Source organism: Streptomyces sp. NPDC006743 (assembly GCF_040703815.1).
GTDB lineage: Bacteria > Actinomycetota > Actinomycetes > Streptomycetales > Streptomycetaceae > Streptomyces.
The window spans coordinates 58,142-78,604 of the sequence record NZ_JBEYJA010000039.1; the positions used below are offsets into that span (position 1 = coordinate 58,142).

The 20,463-nt window shown below is 69.9% G+C and carries 19 protein-coding genes; 11 read left to right on the top strand and 8 right to left on the bottom strand.

Features of this window, described 5'->3' with window-relative positions:
* The first annotated feature begins 100 nt into the window (after positions 1–100).
* Both ABZ719_RS26915 and ABZ719_RS26920 read left to right on the top strand, forming a co-directional pair.
* Positions 101–565, top strand: coding sequence for a MarR family transcriptional regulator (locus tag ABZ719_RS26915; protein ID WP_366727744.1), 465 nt, complete (start codon positions 101–103; stop codon positions 563–565).
* Between the two features lie 138 nt (positions 566–703).
* Positions 704–1,156, top strand: coding sequence for a GNAT family N-acetyltransferase (locus ABZ719_RS26920; protein WP_366727745.1), 453 nt, complete (start codon positions 704–706; stop codon positions 1,154–1,156).
* Between the two features lie 107 nt (positions 1,157–1,263).
* Here the strand turns inward: ABZ719_RS26920 and ABZ719_RS26925 are convergent, their stop codons facing one another.
* Positions 1,264–2,667, bottom strand: coding sequence for a serine hydrolase domain-containing protein (locus ABZ719_RS26925; protein WP_366727746.1), 1,404 nt, complete (start codon positions 2,665–2,667; stop codon positions 1,264–1,266).
* A gap of 395 nt (positions 2,668–3,062) precedes the next feature.
* On the opposite strand from ABZ719_RS26925, the gene ABZ719_RS26930 reads away from it, so the two are divergent.
* Complete coding sequence (locus ABZ719_RS26930; RefSeq protein WP_366727747.1) at positions 3,063–3,230, top strand: hypothetical protein; 168 nt, start codon at positions 3,063–3,065, stop codon at positions 3,228–3,230.
* Between the two features lie 108 nt (positions 3,231–3,338).
* Here ABZ719_RS26930 and dnaB read toward each other — a convergent pair whose 3' ends face one another.
* Positions 3,339–4,817: a replicative DNA helicase gene (gene dnaB / locus ABZ719_RS26935; RefSeq protein WP_366727748.1), complete on the bottom strand. Its 1,479-nt coding sequence runs from the start codon at positions 4,815–4,817 to the stop codon at positions 3,339–3,341.
* 459 nt (positions 4,818–5,276) lie between these two features.
* Between dnaB and ABZ719_RS26940 the strand changes: the two genes are divergently transcribed.
* Positions 5,277–6,614, top strand: coding sequence for an MATE family efflux transporter (locus ABZ719_RS26940; RefSeq protein ID WP_366727749.1), 1,338 nt, complete (start codon positions 5,277–5,279; stop codon positions 6,612–6,614).
* 157 nt (positions 6,615–6,771) lie between these two features.
* Here the strand turns inward: ABZ719_RS26940 and rplI are convergent, their stop codons facing one another.
* The 4 genes from rplI to rpsF all read right to left on the bottom strand — a co-directional run bounded on the left by rplI (position 6,772) and on the right by rpsF (position 8,506).
* Positions 6,772–7,218 (bottom strand): 50S ribosomal protein L9, encoded by a 447-nt coding sequence (gene rplI / locus ABZ719_RS26945; RefSeq protein WP_366727750.1) that lies wholly within the window; start codon positions 7,216–7,218, stop codon positions 6,772–6,774.
* 18 nt (positions 7,219–7,236) lie between these two features.
* Positions 7,237–7,473, bottom strand: coding sequence for a 30S ribosomal protein S18 (gene rpsR / locus ABZ719_RS26950; RefSeq protein ID WP_003949403.1), 237 nt, complete (start codon positions 7,471–7,473; stop codon positions 7,237–7,239).
* A gap of 80 nt (positions 7,474–7,553) precedes the next feature.
* A complete protein-coding gene (locus ABZ719_RS26955) occupies positions 7,554–8,138 on the bottom strand; it encodes a single-stranded DNA-binding protein (protein WP_366727751.1) in 585 nt (194 codons plus the stop codon).
* A 77-nt stretch (positions 8,139–8,215) separates the two neighbouring features.
* A complete protein-coding gene (gene rpsF / locus ABZ719_RS26960) occupies positions 8,216–8,506 on the bottom strand; it encodes a 30S ribosomal protein S6 (RefSeq protein WP_003991486.1) in 291 nt (96 codons plus the stop codon).
* Between the two features lie 297 nt (positions 8,507–8,803).
* On the opposite strand from rpsF, the gene ABZ719_RS26965 reads away from it, so the two are divergent.
* From ABZ719_RS26965 to ABZ719_RS26975, 3 genes are all read left to right on the top strand, one after another.
* Positions 8,804–9,127: a hypothetical protein gene (locus ABZ719_RS26965; protein WP_366727752.1), complete on the top strand. Its 324-nt coding sequence runs from the start codon at positions 8,804–8,806 to the stop codon at positions 9,125–9,127.
* Between the two features lie 210 nt (positions 9,128–9,337).
* Entirely contained in the window at positions 9,338–10,459 is a 1,122-nt protein-coding gene (gene femX / locus ABZ719_RS26970) for a peptidoglycan bridge formation glycyltransferase FemX (protein ID WP_037856243.1), read from the top strand.
* 83 nt (positions 10,460–10,542) lie between these two features.
* Positions 10,543–11,574 carry an alanine racemase gene (locus ABZ719_RS26975; RefSeq protein ID WP_037856242.1) on the top strand — a complete coding sequence of 344 codons (1,032 nt, stop codon included), beginning with the start codon at positions 10,543–10,545 and terminating at the stop codon, positions 11,572–11,574.
* Between the two features lie 91 nt (positions 11,575–11,665).
* Here ABZ719_RS26975 and ABZ719_RS26980 read toward each other — a convergent pair whose 3' ends face one another.
* Entirely contained in the window at positions 11,666–13,174 is a 1,509-nt protein-coding gene (locus tag ABZ719_RS26980; protein ID WP_366727753.1) for a glycosyltransferase 87 family protein, read from the bottom strand.
* Positions 13,175–13,324: 150 nt separating this feature from the next.
* Positions 13,325–16,072, bottom strand: a complete 2,748-nt coding sequence (locus ABZ719_RS26985) for a transglycosylase domain-containing protein (protein ID WP_366727754.1) — start codon at positions 16,070–16,072, stop codon at positions 13,325–13,327.
* Between the two features lie 398 nt (positions 16,073–16,470).
* Between ABZ719_RS26985 and ABZ719_RS26990 the strand changes: the two genes are divergently transcribed.
* The 4 genes from ABZ719_RS26990 (at position 16,471) to ABZ719_RS27005 (ending at position 20,294) form a co-directional block, all read left to right on the top strand.
* Positions 16,471–17,154, top strand: a complete 684-nt coding sequence (locus tag ABZ719_RS26990) for a PadR family transcriptional regulator (protein WP_037856240.1) — start codon at positions 16,471–16,473, stop codon at positions 17,152–17,154.
* Positions 17,155–17,198: 44 nt separating this feature from the next.
* Positions 17,199–18,281 (top strand): inositol-3-phosphate synthase, encoded by a 1,083-nt coding sequence (locus tag ABZ719_RS26995; protein WP_365523618.1) that lies wholly within the window; start codon positions 17,199–17,201, stop codon positions 18,279–18,281.
* Between the two features lie 87 nt (positions 18,282–18,368).
* A complete protein-coding gene (locus ABZ719_RS27000) occupies positions 18,369–19,634 on the top strand; it encodes an MFS transporter (RefSeq protein ID WP_366727755.1) in 1,266 nt (421 codons plus the stop codon).
* A 126-nt stretch (positions 19,635–19,760) separates the two neighbouring features.
* On the top strand, positions 19,761–20,294 hold the full coding sequence (locus tag ABZ719_RS27005) for a hypothetical protein (protein ID WP_366727756.1): 534 nt from the start codon (positions 19,761–19,763) through the stop codon (positions 20,292–20,294).
* Positions 20,295–20,463: the final 169 nt, after the last annotated feature.

Below are 20,463 nucleotides of genomic sequence, written 5' to 3' on the forward strand. Positions count from 1 at the left end.
GTTCATCGACAATAATTGCATACGCGGGCTAAATGCAACCGCCGACAATCGCGGCGCTGCCCTATCCTTGAGACACCCGCCCCGGGATGGAGGAAACGCCATGACAGCGACGGACCCCGCGCTCACCGCCCTCGCCCAGGGCTGGTGCGCCCTCTCCTTGCTGCACAGCAGGATCGAGACCCACATCGAGCGCGCTCTTCAGGCGGGTCACGGCCTGAGCGTGCGCGAGTACTCGCTGCTCGACGTGCTCAGCCGGCAGCACGACGGCGACGGCGGTCATCTGCAGATGAAGCAGGTCGCCGACGCGGTCGTCCTCAGCCAGAGCGCCACCACCCGGCTCGTCACCCGGCTCGAGGACCGCGGCCTCCTCGAGCGGTACCTGTGCCCCACCGACCGCCGGGGCATCTACACCAACGTCACCGAGGCCGGCCTCCGCCTCCTGGAGGAGGCCAGGCCGACGAACGACACAGCCCTGCGGGAGGCACTCGACGAGGCCGCCGAGAATCCTGAGCTGGCACCTCTGGTCCGCGTCGTGGAGTCTTTGCACGCCCCCGCGGCGGCATAGCGCCCCGTTCCGGCGGCCCCGCCACGCGAGGCGGCCATCCGGTGCCGCCGCCCGGACCGCGCCGACCCGGCAGCCAGACCCTGCCCCCGTCCGCCCCGCGCCCGCAGGCCCCGCACGAAAGACCCTTAAGCTCCGGGCATGGGAGATCTTGAAATACGTGCGGCCGCAGCCGAGGACGTCCCCGCGATCGTCGCGCTGCTCGCGGACGACCCGCTGGGCGCACTGCGCGAGTCACCCGACGACCTCGCCCCCTACCTGGCCGCGCTGGAACGGCTCCGCGCCGACCCGAACCAGCACCTGGTCGTGGCACTGCGGCACGGGCGCGTCGTCGGCACGCTCCAGCTCTCGGTCATTCCGGGGCTGTCCCGGCGCGGTGCCACCCGTTCGATCATCGAAGGCGTCCGCGTCCACGCCGATGAACGGAGCAACGGCCTGGGCACCCGCCTCATCCAGTGGGCGATCGACACCTCACGACGCGAGGGTTGCCGACTGGTGCAGCTGACCTCGGACCGGACACGCACCGACGCCCACCGCTTCTACGAACGACTGGGCTTCGAGGCCTCGCACGTGGGCTACAAGCTGCCCCTGTGAAAGGCCGCGCCCCGGCCCCGCCCTGCGGACGGGGGTGGGCGTTTCACGTGAAACGCCCACCGCCGCCGGGGCCTCCGAGAAGCCCGGTCTCTTGCCCGCGAGCAGAGTCAGCTGTCCTTCGGGGACGGGCCGATGCCCCGCCATCCCTCCGGGTCGACACCCCCAGGCACCGCGGCCCCCGCGTCGTACGGCTGCCGCGTGAACACGAACGATCCGAGGTCCAGGTGGTCCACGGACCCGTCCGGCCGCCGTACCACCCGCAGCGACTCCCCCGCGTAGTAGCCCTCCAGACCTGTCCAGGTGCCGTCGCCGTTCGCCCGGAACCGCGACCTGCGGCCGTTGCCCGCCAGCGGTTCGAGCGAGAGGAGCCCGTCGGCGGTCAGCCGCAGGCCGAAGCCGTGGGTCCCCCAGTACCACTGGCCCGCCAGCTCCAGCACCTGCGGATCGATGTCCCGCAGCGGCCGCCAGGCGTCCGGCACACGCGGCTCGGCGTCGGCGACGATGCGGACGAGATCCGCGCCCACGGAGGCCACCGCGGGACCGGAGGTGCAATTGGTCAGCACCACGGCGGCCACATCGTCCTCCACGGAGATGGTCAGCGAGGCGAGGAAGCCCGGAAGCGATCCCGTGTGCCCCACCAGGAGCCGCTCGCCCGAGCGCCGCACTTCCATTCCCAGCCCGTACGCGTACCCCGCCGCCACGTCCGCGATCCCGGGCGGAGCCGCAGGGGTGCGCATCTCCCGGACCGATCCGGCACTCAGCACCCGCTCGTCGCCCCGGGCGAGGAACGCGGCGAACCGGCCCAGGTCCCCCGTGGTCGACCAGAGCTGACCGGCCGGCGCCATCCGGCCGAGGTCCTCCACTGGCTCGGGAAGCATCACGTCGGCCCAGGGATGCACCGCCCAGCCACCCGCGTGCGGCGCGCGCGGGCGGGCGCTCGTGCTGCTCAGCCCCAGGGGTTCGAGCACCTCCCGGCGCAGCACGTCCTCCCAGGGAGCACCGCGCAGCTTCTCGACGAGGGCGCCCAGCACCGAGTAGCCCGGGTTCGAGTAGTGGAATCGCCTGCCCACCGGGTGCCGCAGCGGCTCCTCGCCCAGCACATCGGCGAGTTCGGGGCGGAGCGACCCCGGGGTCCGCTCCCACCAGGGTGCGGGCGACTCCGCGGCCAGCCCGCCCGTGTGGGCCAGCAGGTCGGCGATCGTCGCCTCGGAAGCGGCCGTGCCCGGCAGGTGCTTCTCCAGGGGGTCGCCGAGGTCGAGCAGGCCTTCGTCCCGCAGCCGCAGGACGAGGACGGCGGTGAACGTCTTGGTGATGGAGCCGATGCGGTACTGCGTGTTCTCGTCCGGTGCGTGCTCGTCCACGGAGGTCCGCGCACCGTGCCAGACCGCCTCGCCGCCCCGCACGACGGAGGCGACCAGGGACGGTGTCCGTCCTTCGGCCTGGGCGACGGCGATCCGATGGGTCAGGGACCGGCGGGTGGTGGGCAGAAGTTCATCCCGAGGTGTCGTCATGTCCCCAGTCCATCCGGTACGGACGCGCCCGTCGAGCGAATTCGGCCGGGCTCACCTCTGCCCCGTCTCGTCCGGTGGGCAGGACAGCAGGGGGAAGAGGCGCGTGAGGAGGGCCACCGGCCGAGCGCCGTCCAGCGGGTCAAGGGCCGCTGTTTGCGGTCCTGGTGAGGCGCGAGCGCCCGGCGGACCACGTCCGCGACCCGGCTCATCTCCCCGGGTGCCAGACAGGCGACGGCGCCGAATGCCTCGTCACCGCGCCACGCGGGCCGGGCGTCGTCCCGCTGGGTCAGCCGGCGCTGCCGGCTCCCGTCCTCCAGCCCCCTGGCCGGCACACCGAACTCGTCCTGAGCGGATCCGCCGTCGGCCGGTCCACACGCCACCGGACCCCAGTGCCCATGATCCTGACCATGTGCGTGCTCGACCGGGCCGGCGTGACCGCCCATCAGGTCAGCGTGAGCACGCGGATGTTGGCGTACGACAAGGACACCCCGCGGCAGATGGCGGACCACCGTGACGACGTCTTCGCCCAGCACGCGGCCGAGGCCGCCGCTTCGCGACGGTGAGCGGGCCGCGGTCGTTGCGCGGCCGACCCGACCGCACACCCTCCGGCCGGACAGGCCCCGGGCGGGACCAAGCGCCCCGGCCCTGGCAGGGCGCCCGGCAGCGGACGGTCAGGACTGGGCCATGTCCACGAAACGGGAGTAGTGCCCCTGGAAGGCGACCGTGATCGTCGCGGTCGGGCCGTTACGGTGCTTGGCGACGATCAGGTCGGCCTCGCCCGCCCGCGGAGACTCCTTCTCGTAGGCGTCCTCACGGTGCAGCAGGATGACCATGTCGGCATCCTGTTCGATGGAGCCGGACTCACGCAGGTCGGAGACCATCGGCTTCTTGTCGGTGCGCTGCTCGGGTCCACGGTTGAGCTGGGAGAGCGCGATGACCGGGATCTCGAGCTCCTTGGCGAGCAGCTTGAGGTTACGGGACATGTCCGAGACCTCCTGCTGGCGGCTCTCGGCCCGCTTGGAACCGCCGGACTGCATCAGCTGGAGGTAGTCGATCACGACCAGTTTGAGGTCGTTGCGCTGCTTCAGGCGCCGGCACTTGGCCCGGATCTCCATCATCGACAGGTTCGGGGAGTCGTCGATGTAGAGCGGAGCGGCGGACACGTCCGGCATCCTGCGGGCCAGCCGGGTCCAGTCCTCGTCGGTCATCGTGCCCGAACGCATGTGGTGCAGGGCGACGCGGGCCTCCGCCGAGAGCAGGCGCATCGCGATCTCGTTGCGGCCCATCTCGAGGGAGAAGATGACACTCGGCAGGTTGTGCTTGATCGAGGCGGCGCGTGCGAAGTCGAGCGCCAGCGTCGACTTGCCCATCGCGGGACGGGCGGCGATGACGATCATCTGGCCGGGGTGGAGCCCGTTGGTCAGCGAGTCGAAGTCGGTGAACCCGGTGGGCACGCCGGTCATCTCGCCGCTGCGCGAACCGATCGCCTCGATCTCGTCGAGCGCGCCCTCCATGATGTCGCCGAGCGGCAGGTAGTCCTCGCTGGTGCGCTGCTCGGTGACCGCGTAGATCTCGGCCTGGGCACGGTTGACGATCTCGTCGACGTCGTCGTCGGCCGCGTAACCCATCTGGGTGATCCGGGTGCCGGCCTCGACCAGGCGGCGCAGCACCGCACGCTCGTGGACGATCTCCGCGTAGTAGGCGGCGTTCGCCGCGGTGGGAACCGTCTGCACGAGCGTGTGCAGATACGACGCGCCGCCCACCTTGTTGATCTCGCCGCGTTTGGTCAGCTCGGCGGCGATGGTGATGGGGTCGGCGGGCTCGCCCTTGGCGTAGACGTCGAGGACGGCCTGGTAGATCGTCTCGTGGGCGGGCTTGTAGAAGTCGTGGCCCTTGAGGATCTCGACGACGTCCGCGATGGCGTCCTTGGACAGGAGCATTCCGCCGAGCACGGACTGCTCCGCGTCGAGGTCCTGCGGGGGGACCCGCTCGAAGGCCGAGCCCCCGCCCTCCCAGGCGTCGCTGTCCCGGCCCCGGTCGTGCTGTTCGCCGCGGCCGCCTCCGCCGTCGGGCCGCCGGCGGGAGGCAGGCAGACGATCCCCTGGTCCGCTGTCGGCCCACGGGTCGTCCAAGGGCTCGGAAATGCTCACCGAGCGGCCTCCTCCCGTCCGCCGAGCGGACCTCGCCGTGCCCCTCATTTCTACGGCACGGCACTGACAAATCGAGAGGCCCGACTCCCCTTCCGGCGCGTCGTTTCGGGACGATTCCAAAGCCGGAGAACGGAGCGGGCGCCGGACCACGGTAGGCCCCCGGGCACCGTCAGCCAATCTGGTTATCCACAGGCCATGTGGACGACCGGCCCTATGCTGTGGAGAACTCCGCGAAACCTGTGCATGACCCGGTGGACAGCACTGTGAACAAGCCCTCGCCGGTTTCTGTCCACCCCTTCCGACCTGCCGGTTTGCCGTCCACCGGCTGTGCAGAAGAAAAACTTTCCCCATCGGGCCAAGATCGGTCCGGACGCCGCGCGCAAGTCCACAGCTCGCGGGGCTTTGTAAGGACCTCAAAGGCGTTGCATCTCTTACCTGTGGACGGTTACATTGGTGCTCATGACACAGGCCCCCGCACGCCCCTCGGCCGACCGGCGCAGACACGACCGGGAGATCGTCGCGCTGGCCGTCCCGGCCTTCGGCGCGCTCGTCGCCGAGCCCCTCTTCGTGATGGCCGACAGCGCGATCGTCGGCCACCTCGGCACCGCGCAGCTCGCGGGGCTCGGCGTCGCCTCGGCCCTGCTGACAACCGCCGTGAGCATCTTCGTCTTCCTCGCCTACGCCACCACGGCCGCCGTCGCACGCCGCGTCGGCGCGGGCGACCTCAAGGCCGCGATCCGCCAGGGAATGGACGGGGTGTGGCTGGCTCTGCTGCTCGGGGCCGCCGTCATCGTGGCCGTCCTGCCCACCGCCCCCGGGGTGGTGGACCTCTTCGGCGCCTCCCCCACGGCGGCCCCGTACGCGACGACCTACCTGCGCATCTCCGCGCTGGGCATCCCGGCGATGCTCGTCGTCCTCGCCGCCACCGGTGTGCTGCGCGGACTGCAGGACACGCGAACCCCCCTGTACGTCGCCGTGGCGGGCTTCGTCGGGAACGCCGCCCTGAACGCCGGTCTCGTCTACGGCGCCGGACTCGGCATCGCCGGCTCGGCGTGGGGCACCGTCATCGCCCAGTGGGGCATGGCCGCGGTCTATCTCATCGTGGTCGTCCGCGGAGCCCGCAGACACGGCGCCTCCCTGCGTCCCGACGCCGCCGGTATCAAGGCGTGCGCGCAGGCCGGTGTCCCGCTGCTGGTCCGCACGCTCTCCCTGCGGGCCATCCTGATGATCGCCACCGCGGTCGCGGCCCGGCTGGGCGACGCGGACATCGCCGCCCACCAGATCATCCTGTCCCTGTGGAGCCTGCTCGCCTTCGCTCTCGACGCCATCGCGATCGCGGGGCAGGCCATCATCGGCCGCTTCCTCGGCGCCGACGACGCCGAAGGCGCCCGAGGAGCATGCCGCCGCATGGTGCAGTGGGGTGTCGCGGCCGGGGTCGTCCTCGGGCTTCTGGTCGTCGTGACGCGTCCGGTCTTCCTTCCCCTGTTCACCGGTGACTCGACCGTGAAGGACACCGCCCTTCCCGCGCTGCTGCTGGTGGCCCTCTCCCAGCCGGTCTGCGGCGTCGTCTATGTCCTCGACGGTGTCCTGATGGGCGCGGGGGACGGCCCGTACCTGGCCGGGGCGATGCTCGTGACCCTGGCCGTGTTCACGCCCGCCGCGCTCGTGGTGCCTGTGTTCGGCGGAGGGCTCACCGCCCTGTGGGGCGCGATGGCCCTCATGGTGGCGGTCCGCATGCTGACGCTGTGGATACGGACCCGGTCGGGCCGCTGGCTGGTGACGGGCGCGACCCGCTGAAGCAGCATGCCGGTGCGGCGGGTGTTTCACGTGAAACGAACCCCGCGAGCAGGCTCCGGGTTCTCCCCGGGTCGCGCGTCCTCACGACGTCGCAGAGGGGGCCGTACCCCGCCGGGTACGGCCCCCTCTGTCGACTGCGGTCAGCCGAGCACAGCGATCAGGCCGCGACGACCTCGATGTTGACCTTGGCGGCAACCTCGGGGTGCAGACGCACGGACGTCTCGTGGGCGCCCAGGGTCTTGATCGGCGCACCCAGTTCGATGCGGCGCTTGTCGACCTCGGGACCACCGGCGGCCTTGATCGCCGAAGCGACGTCGGCCGGCGTGACGGAACCGAAGAGACGGCCGGCGTCGCCGGAGCGGACGGCCAGGCGGACCTTCACACCCTCGAGCTGGGCCTTGATCTGGTTGGCCTGCTCGATGGTCTGGATCTCGTGGATCTTGCGAGCCCGACGGATCTGCTCGACGTCCTTCTCGCCACCCTTGGTCCAGCGGATCGCGAACTTCCGCGGGATCAGGTAGTTGCGAGCGTAACCGTCCTTGACGTCGACGACGTCGCCCGCGGCACCGAGGCCGGAGACCTCGTGGGTGAGGATGATCTTCATGAGTAGGTCACCCTTCCCTTATCGCGCGGTGGACGTGTAGGGCAGCAGCGCCATCTCACGGCTGTTCTTGACGGCCGTGGCGACGTCACGCTGGTGCTGCGTGCAGTTGCCGGTCACGCGGCGGGCACGGATCTTGCCGCGGTCGGAAATGAACTTCCGCAGCATGTTCGTGTCCTTGTAGTCCACGTACGTGACCTTGTCCTTGCAGAAAGCGCAGACCTTCTTCTTAGGCTTGCGCACAGGCGGCTTCGCCATGATGTTTCTCCTGTGTGATCAAGAAGTGTGGGTACGGCCCACCCCACGACCCGACCCGGTCCGCGGACCGGAACGAAGGCCTAGAAGGGGGGCTCGTCCGAGTAGCCGCCGCCGCTGCTGCCGCCGGAGCCACCGCCCCAGCCGCCGCCCTGGTTGCCACCGGCGGGAGCGCCGGTCGCCCAGGGGTCGTCGGCGGGAGCGCCGCCACCGCCCTGCTGCTGGCCGCCGCCGGGGCCGCCGCCCCAGCCGCCGCCACCACCCTGGGCGCCACCGCCGCCGTACCCGCCCTGGCCACCGCGGCCGCTGGTCTTGGTGACCTTGGCCGTGGCGTTGCGCAGGCTGGCGCCGACTTCCTCGACGTCCAGCTCGTAGACCGTGCGCTTGACGCCCTCACGGTCCTCGTAGGACCGCTGCTTCAGCCGGCCCTGCACGATGACGCGCATGCCTCGCTGGAGCGACTCGGCGACGTTCTCCGCCGCCTGGCGCCAGACCGAGCAGGTCAGGAACAGGCTCTCGCCGTCCTTCCACTCGTTCGTCTGGCGGTCGAAGGTGCGGGGGGTGGACGCGACGCGGAACTTCGCGACCGCCGCACCGGAGGGGGTGAAGCGCAGCTCGGGGTCGTCGACGAGATTGCCGACGACCGTGATGACGGTCTCGCCTGCCATGGGGGTACCTCTCGGCGGGTTTGCTGCTGGCTGCTGGTGCTGCTACTCGGATCCCGAGGCCGGCTGAGCGGGAGGGCTCAGTGGGTCTCGGGGCGGAGGACCTTGGTCCGGAGGACCGACTCGTTCAGGTTCATCTGGCGGTCGAGCTCCTTGACGACCGCAGGCTCGGCCTGCAGGTCGATGACCGAGTAGATGCCCTCGGGCTTCTTCTTGATCTCGTACGCGAGACGACGACGGCCCCAGGTGTCGACCTTCTCGACCTTTCCGCCGCCGTCACGGACGACAGAGAGGAAGTTCTCGATCAGCGGGGAGACAGCGCGCTCCTCGACGTCGGGGTCGAGGATGACCATCACCTCGTAGTGACGCATGTGGAACCCACCTCCTTTGGACTCAGCGGCCACGGTCGTTCCGTGGCAGGAGGGTTGTGATGCGTACGCAATCGTGTCTGCCAGTAAAACAGCCGGCACTGACAACGGAGGCCGCCCGGGGAAATCCCCTGGCCGTCCCCAGATTGTCCTGTGCTCGGCCCGGGCAGACACAAGTGCAGACGGAACAGACTACCCGCACCCCCGCTTCCGGTTGAAATCGGGGCGCAGAACCCGGCAATCTGGACACCTCGGGTGTACATGGCGCTACGATGCGCTGCCTTTCGCAGGAGGTGCCCCATGGCACAGACGATGCGACCGAACACCGCCGCCAACAACGGCCTCTTCGCCACGGACGGCAAGACCCACCCGCTCCAGGACACCCTGCTCGCGGTGACCCTGGTGCTGGGCCTGCTCGCCTTCATCACCGGACTCCTCTTCCACAGCCTGCACCTGCTCAGCTCCTGGGCCGGTCTGGCGGGCATCCTCACCGGGGCGTACGGCCAGTGGATCTCGGTGACGACGCGCGAGCGCTTCGGCCTCATCCTCGGCCTGGGCGCCTCCGCCATCGGGTTCTTCCTGGGCATGGCCCACGGCGGGCTCTTCGGCGGCCTCATCAGCTGACGCCGGGCACCGGCCGCTGCGGTCACGGACGGCGTCCGCCGGACCCGGCGGGCGCCGTCCGGCCACCGGATGCCGTACTCGCACCGGGCGACAGGCCGGTGCGAAGGTGGTGTGCGGCCAGTCTGCGCGCTCCCCTGGCGCAGTAGGCTTCGGCGCGAGAGCCGGAGCCCCTGAACCCATGGGGACAAGCCAGCCCGAGGAGCGCCCCGAATGAGCCTGACCCTGAGGACCATCAGTCGAGAGCAGCATCTGGCCTACATCCAGAGCCTGCCGGCGGCGAGTCACATGCAGGTCCCGGCCTGGGCAGACGTCAAGGCGGAATGGCGCTCGGAGAACCTCGGCTGGTTCGACGACCGCACCGGCCACATGGTCGGTGCCGGGCTCGTCCTGTACCGCCAGCTGCCCAAGATCAAGCGCTACCTCGCCTACCTGCCCGAGGGCCCGGTCATCAACTGGTTCGCGCCCAATCTCGACGACTGGATCCAGCCGATGCTGGCCCATCTGAAGAGGCAGGGCGCCTTCTCGGTCAAGATGGGCCCGCCGGTGGTCATCAGGCGGTGGAACTCGGAGACCATCAAGAAGGGCATCCAGGACGCCGACGTCAAGCGGCTGCGTGATCTGGAGGCCGATTTCATCGAGCCCCGTGCCTTCGAGGTCTCCGACAAGCTGCGCCGCATGGGCTGGCAGCAGGGCGAGGACGGCGGCGCCGGTTTCGGGGACGTCCAGCCGCGCTACGTGTTCCAGGTGCCGCTGGCCAACCGGTCGCTGGAAGAGGTCCACAAGAACTTCAACCAGCTGTGGCGCCGCAACATCAAGAAGGCCGAGAAGGCCGGTGTCGAGGTCGTCCAGGGCGGCTACCACGACCTCGAGGAGTGGCAGCGGCTGTACGAGATCACCGCCGTGCGCGACCACTTCCGGCCCCGCCCGCTGTCGTACTTCCAGCGCATGTGGTCGGCCCTCAACACCGAGGACCCCAACCGCATGCGGCTGTACTTCGCGCGGCACAACGGTGTGAACCTGGCCGCGGCGACGATGCTGATCGTCGGCGGGCACGTCTGGTACTCCTACGGGGCCTCCGACAACATCGGGCGCGAGGTCCGGCCCTCGAACGCGATGCAGTGGCGGATGCTGCGCGACGCCTACGCCCTCGGCGCCACGGTCTACGACCTGCGCGGCATCTCGGACTCGCTGGACGAGACGGACCACCTCTTCGGACTGATCCAGTTCAAGGTGGGCACCGGCGGCCAGGCCGCCGAGTACCTCGGCGAGTGGGACTTCCCGCTGAACAAGCTGCTCCACAAGGCGCTCGACATCTACATGTCGCGGCGCTGACCCCGCGTTCCTCGCTTCGACGACGTCGGCAGTCTTCCTGCCTCTGACACTCCCCAGCCACGAGAAAGGTTCCAGGTCCGGCCATGGCGCTCACGCTCTACGTCGACACCGCGCGCTGGCGGGCGCATCACAAGCACGTGCAGGAGCAGTTCCCCGGACTGGTGCCGGTCTGCAAGGGCAACGGGTACGGCTTCGGGCACGAGCGGCTCGCGGAGGAGGCCACACGGCTGGGCTCCGACGTCCTCGCCGTCGGCACGACGTACGAGGCCGCGCGGATCAAGGACTGGTTCGGCGGTGACCTGCTGGTGCTGACGCCCTACCGGCGCGGCGAGGAGCCGGTGCCCCTGCCCGACCGGGTGATCCGCTCGGTGTCCTCCATCGACGGCGTGTACGGCCTCGTCGGGGCCCGCGTGGTCATCGAGGTGATGTCCTCGATGAAGCGGCACGGCGTCAGCGAGCAGGAGCTGCCGCAGCTGCACGCGGCCATCGAGAACGTGCGCCTGGAGGGCTTCGCGATCCACCTGCCGCTGGACCGCACCGACGGCTCGGACGCCGTCGAGGAGGTCATCGGCTGGATGGACCGGCTGCGGGCGGCCCGGCTCCCGCTGCACACCATGTTCGTCAGCCACCTCAAGGCCGAGGAACTCGCCCGGCTCCAGCAGCAGTTCCCGCAGACCCGTTTCCGCGCCCGCATCGGCACGCGGCTGTGGCTGGGTGACCACGAGGCCACCCAGTACCGCGGCGCGGTCCTGGACGTCACGCGCGTGGCGAAGGGCGACCGCTTCGGCTACCGGCAGCAGAAGACGGCCTCCGACGGCTTCCTGGTGGTCGTGGCGGGCGGTACGTCGCACGGGGTGGGCCTGGAAGCTCCCAAGGCGCTGCACGGCGTCATGCCGCGCGCCAAGGGCGTGGCACGCGCCGGTCTCGCCACCGTGAACCGGAACCTCTCGCCGTTCGTCTGGGGCGGCAAGCAGCGCTGGTTCGCCGAGCCGCCGCACATGCAGGTCTCGATCCTGTTCGTGCCCTCGGACGCGCCCGAGCCGAAGGTCGGCGACGAACTCGTGGCCCATCTGCGGCACACCACCACGCAGTTCGACCGGATCGTGGACCGCTGAGCCACGCTCCGCCCGCGCGGGAGACGACGAGAGGCCGTACCCGGCAGCCACCGGGTACGGCCTCTCGTCCGTCGCGGCCTGTCTCGTTCGCTCAGAGCGAACGGTCTTCGGGTGCGGGCCCGGGCGGGCTTCCCCACTCGACCTGAACGCCCTCGGACGGCTCCGCGTACCGCACCGGCCGGGCGGCGGCGCCCAGGACGAAGACGTCCTCGGCGCCGTCGAGCACCCCGCCCGACGGGTCGTCGTCCCCGGCCTGGCGCACCACGTCACGGTCCGGCACGAGGATGTCGCGCACCACGACCGCGCACAGGTACACGGTTCCCGCCAGGTGGACGGCGATAGCCCAGTGGTAGCCGTCCGTCGGCAGGCCCTTGTGCGCGTCCCCGCTGGTCGTGTACGCGAGGTACAGCCAGATCCCGAGGAAGTACGCCACCTCGCAGGCCTGCCAGATCAGGAAGTCGCGCCACTTCGGGCGGGCCAGCACGGCCAGCGGGATCAGCCACAGGACGTACTGGGGTGAGTAGACCTTGTTGGTGAGGATGAACACGGCCACGATCAGGAAGGCGAGCTGGGCGAAGCGCGGCCGCCGGGGGGCCATGAGCGTCAGTGCCGCGATGCCGAGGGAGCACAGCACCACCAGGAGGGTGGCCACGGTGTTCACGAAGTCCGTGCTGGGCGGATCGGCCGAGTTCTGGGCCCAGATCAGCCAGAAGGACCCGAAGTCGACGCCCCGGTCGTGGCTGAAGTCGTAGAACTGCCACCAGCCGTCCCGGGCGAAGGCCATCACGGGGAGGTTGACGACCAGCCAGGCGCCGATCGCTCCGCCCAGGGCCATGCGGTACTCACGCCATCGGCCGGCCCGCCAGCACAGGACGAGCAGCGGGCCCAGCAGGAGCACGGGATAGAGCTTGGCGGCGGTCGCGAGCCCCAGCAGGACGCCGAAGGCCCGGGGACGCTCCCGCGACCACATCAGCATGGCGGCGGCCGTCAGGGCGACCGCCAGCAGGTCCCAGTTGATCGTGGCGGTCAGCGCCAGGGCCGGCGCCAGGGCGACCAGGAGTCCGTCCCACGGCCGCCGGGCGTGCGTGCGGACCACGCAGACGGCGATGACGGCCGCGCACGCCATGAGCATTCCGGCGTTGACCATCCAGTACCACCGTTCCTGGTGCTGGATGCTGCCGCTGTGCGGGGTCAGCCAGGAGGCGACCTCCATGAAGACGCCGGTCAGCACCGGGTACTCCAGGTACGGCATGTCGCCGGTGAGCTTGTCGAAGTAGGGCACCAGGCCGTCGGCGAACCCGCGCCCCTGGTACAGGTGCGGGATGTCCGAGTAGCAGGCCTTCGTGTACTGGGAGCTGGCACCGAAGAACCAGGCGCTGTGGTAGCAGGGGGCCTTCTGGACCAGGCCGAGCGCGAACATGCCGATCGCGACGAGTGCGATCACCCGCACCGGGGTCCACCAGGACGTGCCGAGCAGGGCGTGCCGCCCGACGGGACCGCCGATCAGCTCGCTGCCGGCCGCGGCGACCTCGTCCTCCTGGGTCGGCCGGACCGGGCCGGGCTCGTGCGGGCTCGCTTGCGTCGATTCAGCACTGGGCATGCCGCACATCCTGCCGTACGCGAGGGGGAACACGCCGTGGGCCGCCGCACCCGAGCGGTGCGGCGGCCCATGTTTCACGTGAAACGGTCCGGCGGGGCGGTGGCCCGGCTCATGGCCGAGGACGAGGTGCCTCGGCCGGTGTCACCGGGTCTACGGCCACCACGACGACCTCGTGGGCGACGGTGAGGAACCGGTGCCTTGGTTCGACCCGCCCCCGCCGCCGTCGGCACCGTTGCCGCCGTTGCCGCCGTTGCCGCCATTGGCCCCGTTGCCGCCGTTGGCTCCGTTGCCGCCGTCGGCTCCGTTACCGCCGTTCTGCCCTCCGGCGTCCGTACAGCCCCAGAAGCCGCAGTGCGACTGCGAGGGCGACGGCGGTGCGGGCGGGGACGGGCTGTTCTCCTCGGTGTGGCTGGGCGTGATCGACGGCGACGGGCTGTTCTCCTCGGTCTGGGTGGCCGTGGGAGTGGGCGTGGTGCTGGGCGCCGCGTTGAGGACCTCGCCGATGGGCTCGGGCGTCGGGAACTTCTCCGCGGGCTGGCCCTTCAGCGCCTCCATCATGTAGTCGTGCCAGATCTCGGACGGGAACGAGGCACCGTGGATCTGCTTCTGGCCACCGGTCCCGTACATCTCCAGGAACGTGCGCGACTTGTTCTTCTCGTTGTCGTCCAGCCGGAACATGCCGATCGCGGTGGACAGCTGCGGGGTGTAGCCCACGAACCAGGCGGACTTGTTGCCGTCGGTGGTACCGGTCTTGCCGGCCACCTCGCGTCCGGGCAGCTTGGCGTTGGTACCCGTGCCCTTGTCGACCACGGTCTTCAGCACGTCGGTGACGTTGTCCGCGACCTTGGCGTCGAAGGCCTGCTTGGTCGCGCTCTTGTGCTCGTAGACCGTCCCGTCCTGGTTCCTGACCTCGGTGACGGAGAACGGCTCGTTCTGCTTCCCGCTGGTGGCGAAGGTCGCGTACGCGCCCGCCATGCGGATGGCGCTCGGGTCGGAGATGCCGATGGAGAAGGAGGGGAACGTGGTACCGGCCAGGCTGTCCTTCTTCAGGCCCGCGTCCAGCGCCGCCTGTTCGACCTTGTCCAGACCCACGTCCATGCCGAGCTGCACGAAGGCGGAGTTCACCGACTGCCGCATCGCCTCGCGCAGGTCGATCATGTAGTTGGGGGGAGTGCCGACGTTGTCGTTTCCGTCATTGGTCTGGAGCCACTCCTCACCCTGCTCGTTCTTCCAGACGGTCCCGTCGTACTTCTTGATCTTGAGCTTGTTCTTGCCGCTGTACCGGCTCTTGGGGGAGACCAGCGTGCGCTGGTCCGCCCCCTGCGTCGGGCCCCCGTTCGGGTCGCGGACACCGTCGCGCATGGCCGCCGCCAGGACGAACGGCTTGAAGGTCGAGCCCACCTGGGCACCGGTGGCGTCCGCGTTGTCGGTGAAGTGCTTGGTCCAGTCGACACCGCCGTAGATCGCCTTGATGGCACCCGTCTTGGTGTCCACCGAGGCGCCGCCGAACTGCACGTGCGTGTCGGTCTTGGGGCGCAGCTTGGGCTTGATGTTGGCCTTCTGGACCTTCTCCACCGCGGTCTTCAGCTTCTCGACCTTGTCCTTCTCGAAGGTCGTGTGGATCTGGTAGCCGCCCTGCTGCAGCTTGTCCGCGCTGATGCCCGTGTTGTGGACGACGTAGGACTTGGCCAGGTCGACGAGATAACCGACCTGACCGCTCATCCGGGTGTTGGACCGCGGGCTCTGCCACTTGGGGAGCGACCGGTACTTGTCCCGCTCGCCGGCGCTGAGGTGGCCGTACTCGACCATCTTGTCCAGCGTGTCCTGCATCTGGCGCGTGACCCGCTTGGTGTTGGCCTCGGGGGTGGCCGTCGGGTCGATGGCCGTCGAGCCGGCCGGGTCGTAGTACGTGGCTCCCTTGAGCACCGCCGCCAGGAAGGCGCACTCGCCGGCGTTCAGGTCCTTGGCGTCCTTGTTGAAGTACGCCCGCGAAGCGGCCTGGAGACCGTAGGCCCCACGGCCGTAGTAGGAGGAGTTGAGGTACCCCGCCATGATGTCTTCCTTGCGGAGCTTGGCACCGACCTTGATCGAGACGAAGATCTCCTTGAACTTGCGGGAGACCGTCTGCGACTGGTCGTTCAGCATCGCGTTCTTCACGTACTGCTGGGTGATGGTGGACCCGCCCTGGGTCTGACCGCCCCTGGCCATGTTGAACACGGCGCGCGCGATGCCCTTCGGGTCGATGCCGCTGTCGGTCTCGAAGGTCTTGTTCTCCTGCGAGATGACCGCGTAGCGCATGTCCTTGGGGATGTCGGAGTAGTTCAGGATCTGGCGGTTGATCTCACCGCCGGTCCGCACCATCTCGCTGCCGTCGGCCCAGTAGTACACGTTGTTCTGGGCGGTCGCCGTCTCCTGGATGTTCGGGATGGCCACCATCGCGTACCCGATGCCGGCCACCGCCACCAGGCTGCCCACGAAGCCGACGAACAGGCCCGTCACCAGCTTCCAGGACGGCGTCCAGCGCCGCCAGCCGTACTTGCCCGCGCGCGGGTAGTCGATGAACCGCTTCTTGGCGGGGGGAGCCGTCCGTCCGCGGCCGCGTCCGGGCCCCGTGGCGCCCGGGCGGCCGCCGGAGTCGCCTCCTCTGCGCCGGCCGCCGCCTCGCTGCGCCGCCCGGCGGGCCTCGGCGCGGCCCCCGTAGGGGCGCTCCTCCTGGCCCGCGTACGAACCCGACCCATGGGAAGTGGCCCCGGAGGCGGCCCCATAGGAGTCGGCGGCGGACCCGGTGGCGCCTCGCGGGGCCGCACGGCGACCGGAGGACGAACCGGACTGACCGCGTCGGGCCGCGGCACGTCCGCCTCCCTGCGGCTGCGGCGGTTTGCGACGGTGCTCGCTCATCGAACGATTACTCCTCGGGCAGGCGCACCCGTGCGCGCCTGGAAACAGCGGCTGGTTTCCGGTCCCCCCGAAGTACGGATGCGGTCGGTAGCGCATTCACCCGTACTGCACCGGGGACGAGGACGTCCCCGGGCGTCACTCGGTTCCCGGTGTTGTGCATGGCGGACAGACTACGCATCGCCAAAACCCGCCGGGTCCCGAAGTTCACCCCAAACCAGGCAACTTGGATCCACCGAGACAGGGATGTGATCCCGTTCACCCTGTCCCCTCTTGTCGCATGCGCGGGGCCGTTCTATCGTCTGGATGTATCGAGTCGATACATCAGCTTGAGATAAAGACCGTCACGGCACCCGGTACGGCATCCGCCGCCACCGGGTCGCGGCAGAGAGGAGGCGACGATGGGCCGGCGTTCCGGGATCCTCGAGTTCGCCGTACTCGGCCTGCTCCGCGAGTCCCCGATGCACGGCTATGAGCTGCGCAAACGGCTCAATACATCGCTGGGCGTCTTCCGCGCGTTCAGCTACGGGACGCTCTATCCGTGCCTCAAGACGCTGGTCGCGAACGGCTGGTTGACCGAGGAACCGGGGAACACCACCGAGGACGCCCTCGCCGCCCCGCTCGCCGGACGCCGCGCCAAGATCGTCTACCGGCTGACGGCGGAAGGTAAGGAGCACTTCGAGGAGCTGCTCTCCCAGACGGGCCCCGACGCCTACGACGACGAGCACTTCGCCGCGCGCTTCGCCTTCTTCGGGCAGACCTCGCGCGACGTCCGCATGCGCGTGCTCGAGGGCCGCCGCAGCCGTCTGGAGGAGCGCCTGGAGAAGATGCGCGCCTCCCTCACGCGCACCCGGGAGCGCCTCGACGACTACACCCTCGAGCTGCAGCGCCACGGAATGGAGTCCGTGGAGCGCGAAGTGCGCTGGCTGAACGAGCTCATCGAGAGTGAGCGGGCCGGTCGCGACCTCAAGGGGTCCGCCGACGGGGGGCCCGCTCAGCAGGACACCACCAATGGAGCGACGGGCGGCCTGCCCCGGACCGGGGAGCGTTCCCGGCCGGATACGCCCGGCGACACCGCCACGTGAGGTCCCGTCGGGGCTTCACCGAGTACACACAGGGAGCAACCGGAATGGGTTCGGTTCGCGTAGCCATCGTCGGTGTGGGCAACTGCGCCGCATCGCTGGTGCAGGGCGTCGAGTACTACAAGGACGCCGACCCGGCGTCCAAGGTGCCCGGCCTCATGCACGTGCAGTTCGGCGACTACCACGTGCGTGACGTCGAGTTCGTCGCCGCCTTCGACGTCGACGCGAAGAAGGTCGGCCTGGACCTCGCGGACGCCATCGGCGCCTCCGAGAACAACACCATCAAGATCTGCGACGTCCCCTCCACCGGTGTGACGGTGCAGCGCGGCCACACCCTCGACGGCCTCGGCAAGTACTACCGCCAGACCATCGAGGAGTCCGCCGAGGAGCCGGTCGACGTCGTCCAGATCCTCAAGGACAAGCAGGTCGACGTCCTCGTCTGCTACCTGCCCGTCGGCTCCGAGGACGCGGCGAAGTTCTACGCCCAGTGCGCCATCGACGCCAAGGTCGCCTTCGTCAACGCCCTCCCGGTCTTCATCGCCGGCACCAAGGAGTGGGCGGACAAGTTCACCGAGGCGGGCGTCCCGATCGTCGGTGACGACATCAAGTCGCAGGTCGGCGCCACCATCACGCACCGCGTCATGGCGAAGCTGTTCGAGGACCGGGGCGTCATCCTGGACCGCACGATGCAGCTGAACGTCGGCGGCAACATGGACTTCAAGAACATGCTCGAGCGCGAGCGCCTGGAGTCCAAGAAGATCTCCAAGACGCAGGCCGTCACCTCCCAGATCCCCGACCGGGACCTCGGCGAGAAGAACGTCCACATCGGCCCGTCCGACTACGTGGCGTGGCTCGACGACCGCAAGTGGGCCTACGTCCGCCTCGAGGGCCGCGCCTTCGGCGACGTCCCGCTGAACCTGGAGTACAAGCTCGAGGTCTGGGACTCCCCGAACTCCGCGGGCGTCATCATCGACGCGCTGCGCGCCGCGAAGATCGCCAAGGACCGCGGCATCGGCGGCCCGATCCTGTCGGCGTCCTCGTACTTCATGAAGTCCCCGCCGGTCCAGTACTTCGACGACGAGGCCCGGGAGAACGTCGAGAAGTTCATCCGCGGCGACGTCGAGCGCTGACACACCCCGCACAACGCTCCTGCCAGGGCTGAGAGGGTCCCCGAGGCGATCGCCCCGGGGACCCTCCCGTATGTGAGGCTGTGCCCCATGGCCGTCGTCCGTGACCTGCGCGTCCTCCTGCGCCTGCGGGACTTCAGACGGCTGCTCGCCGTACGGCTGTTCTCCCAGGGCGCCGACGGCGTCTACCAGGTCGCGCTCGCCGCCTACGTCGTCTTCTCCCCGGAGCACCAGGCCTCGGCCGCCGCCGTCGCCTCCGCCATGGCCGTGCTGCTGCTGCCCTACTCCCTGGTCGGCCCGTTCGCCGGCGTGCTGCTGGACCGCTGGCGGCGCCGTCAGGTCTTCCTCTACGGCAATCTGCTCCGCGCGGTGCTGGCCGCCGCCACCGCCGCCCTGATCGCGGCGGGCGCCGCCACCTGGCTGTTCTACGTCTCCGCGCTGTGCGTCACCGCCGTGAACCGCTTCGTCCTCTCCGGCCTGTCCGCCGCGCTGCCGCGGGTGGTCGACGCCGAACGGCTGGTGATGGCCAACGCGCTCTCGCCGACCGCGGGCTCCCTCGCCGCGTTCGGGGGCGGTGGGCTCGCCTTCGTGACCCGTCTGGCGGGGGCCGACTCCGACACCGCCGTGATACTGCTCGGCGCCGCCCTCTACCTGTGCGCCGCCCTGGCGTCCCTGCTCATGGCACGGGACCTGCTCGGCCCCGACCGGCGGGCGCGCCGGCCGCGGCTGGGGACCGCGCTGACCGGCACCGCGCGGGCGCTGCTGGCAGGGGTACGGCACCTGGGCGCGCCGCCGCGCCGGCCCGCCGCACGGGCCCTGGCCGCGATGACGCTGATGCGGTTCTGCTACGGCGCCCTGACGGTCATGGTGCTGATGCTCTGCCGCTACGGCCTGGCCTCGGACCCGGACGACGGACTGCGTCTGCTCGGACTGGCGCTGGGCGCGTCCGGCGCCGGATTCTTCGCCGCGGCGGTCCTGACGCCGTGGGCGACGGGGACCCTGGGCGGTCCCGCCCGCTGGATCGCCGTGTGCGCCGGCTCCGCCGCGGTGCTCGAACCCGCCCTCGGCCTGCCGTTCGCCCCGGGGCCGCTGCTGCCGGCGGCCTTCGTGCTCGGCCTCACCACACAGGGCGCGAAGATCGCCACGGACACGGTCGTGCAGTCCCGCGTCGAGGACGGGTTCCGCGGCCGAATCTTTTCCGTTTACGACGTGCTGTTCAACGTCGCGTTCGTGAGCGCGGCGGCCGTCGCCGCCGTGATGCTTCCGCCGGACGGGCGATCGGTGGCCCTGGTGATCACGATCGCCGTGATCTACGGAGCGGTTGCTGTGGCTATGACCCGGTTCGACCGCTCGTAAGTGTCACATCAACGCCACAGAGCCCCGGAGAAGTACGGGGATGTCAGTAGAGGCCTGTAGCTTACGTGCGTCTTATTTCGACGCCATGTTCGCGTCATCGTGCCTATGTTCTAGGGGGACCCCCAAGTGACCACTCCGCCGCCCCAGGGCCAGAATCCGTACGCCCAGGCTCCGGTCCCTCCCCCGGGGCAGCAGGCCGCCGGTCAGCCGGGCGTCCCCCAGCAGCCGTACCCGCCGCAGCAGCCGTATCCGCCCCAGCAGCCGTACGCTCCCTTCCCGCAGCAGGGCGCCCCGGTGCCGCCGCCCGCTCCGGCCGGGCGCAGCGGCAAGAAGGTGCTGCGCGTCGTCGGCGGCGTCGTCGTCGTGGTCCTCCTCGGTCTGCTGAAGTTCGGCGGCGCTCTGGGACTGGGCTGGTTCCTGGGCCGCGACGACGCGGAGACCACGTCGGTGGGCTCGTGCATGCACAACGACGGCACGATGACCAAGGCGGACCTCAAGGAGGTCGACTGCTCCTCCGACAAGGCGCAGTACAAGGTGGTCGAGAAGTTCGACGGCTCCACCGACCAGGAGAAGTGCACCTCCGTCAAGGACGCGACGATCTCCTACGTCCAGTCCGGCGGCGGCCACGACGTGGTGCTCTGCCTGAAGGACGCCAAGTAGGTCGTCAAGCAGGTCCCCACAGCCCCGGCGAGGGAGCCGTGCAGGGCGAAGGGCCCGTGTTTCACGTGGAACACGGGCCCTTCGCCGTCTTCGGCCTCCGGAAGTGTTCTGCGGCTCCTGCCCATCCATGCCTCCCCGCGTGGATGAATGACAGGGTGACCCCTCTCAC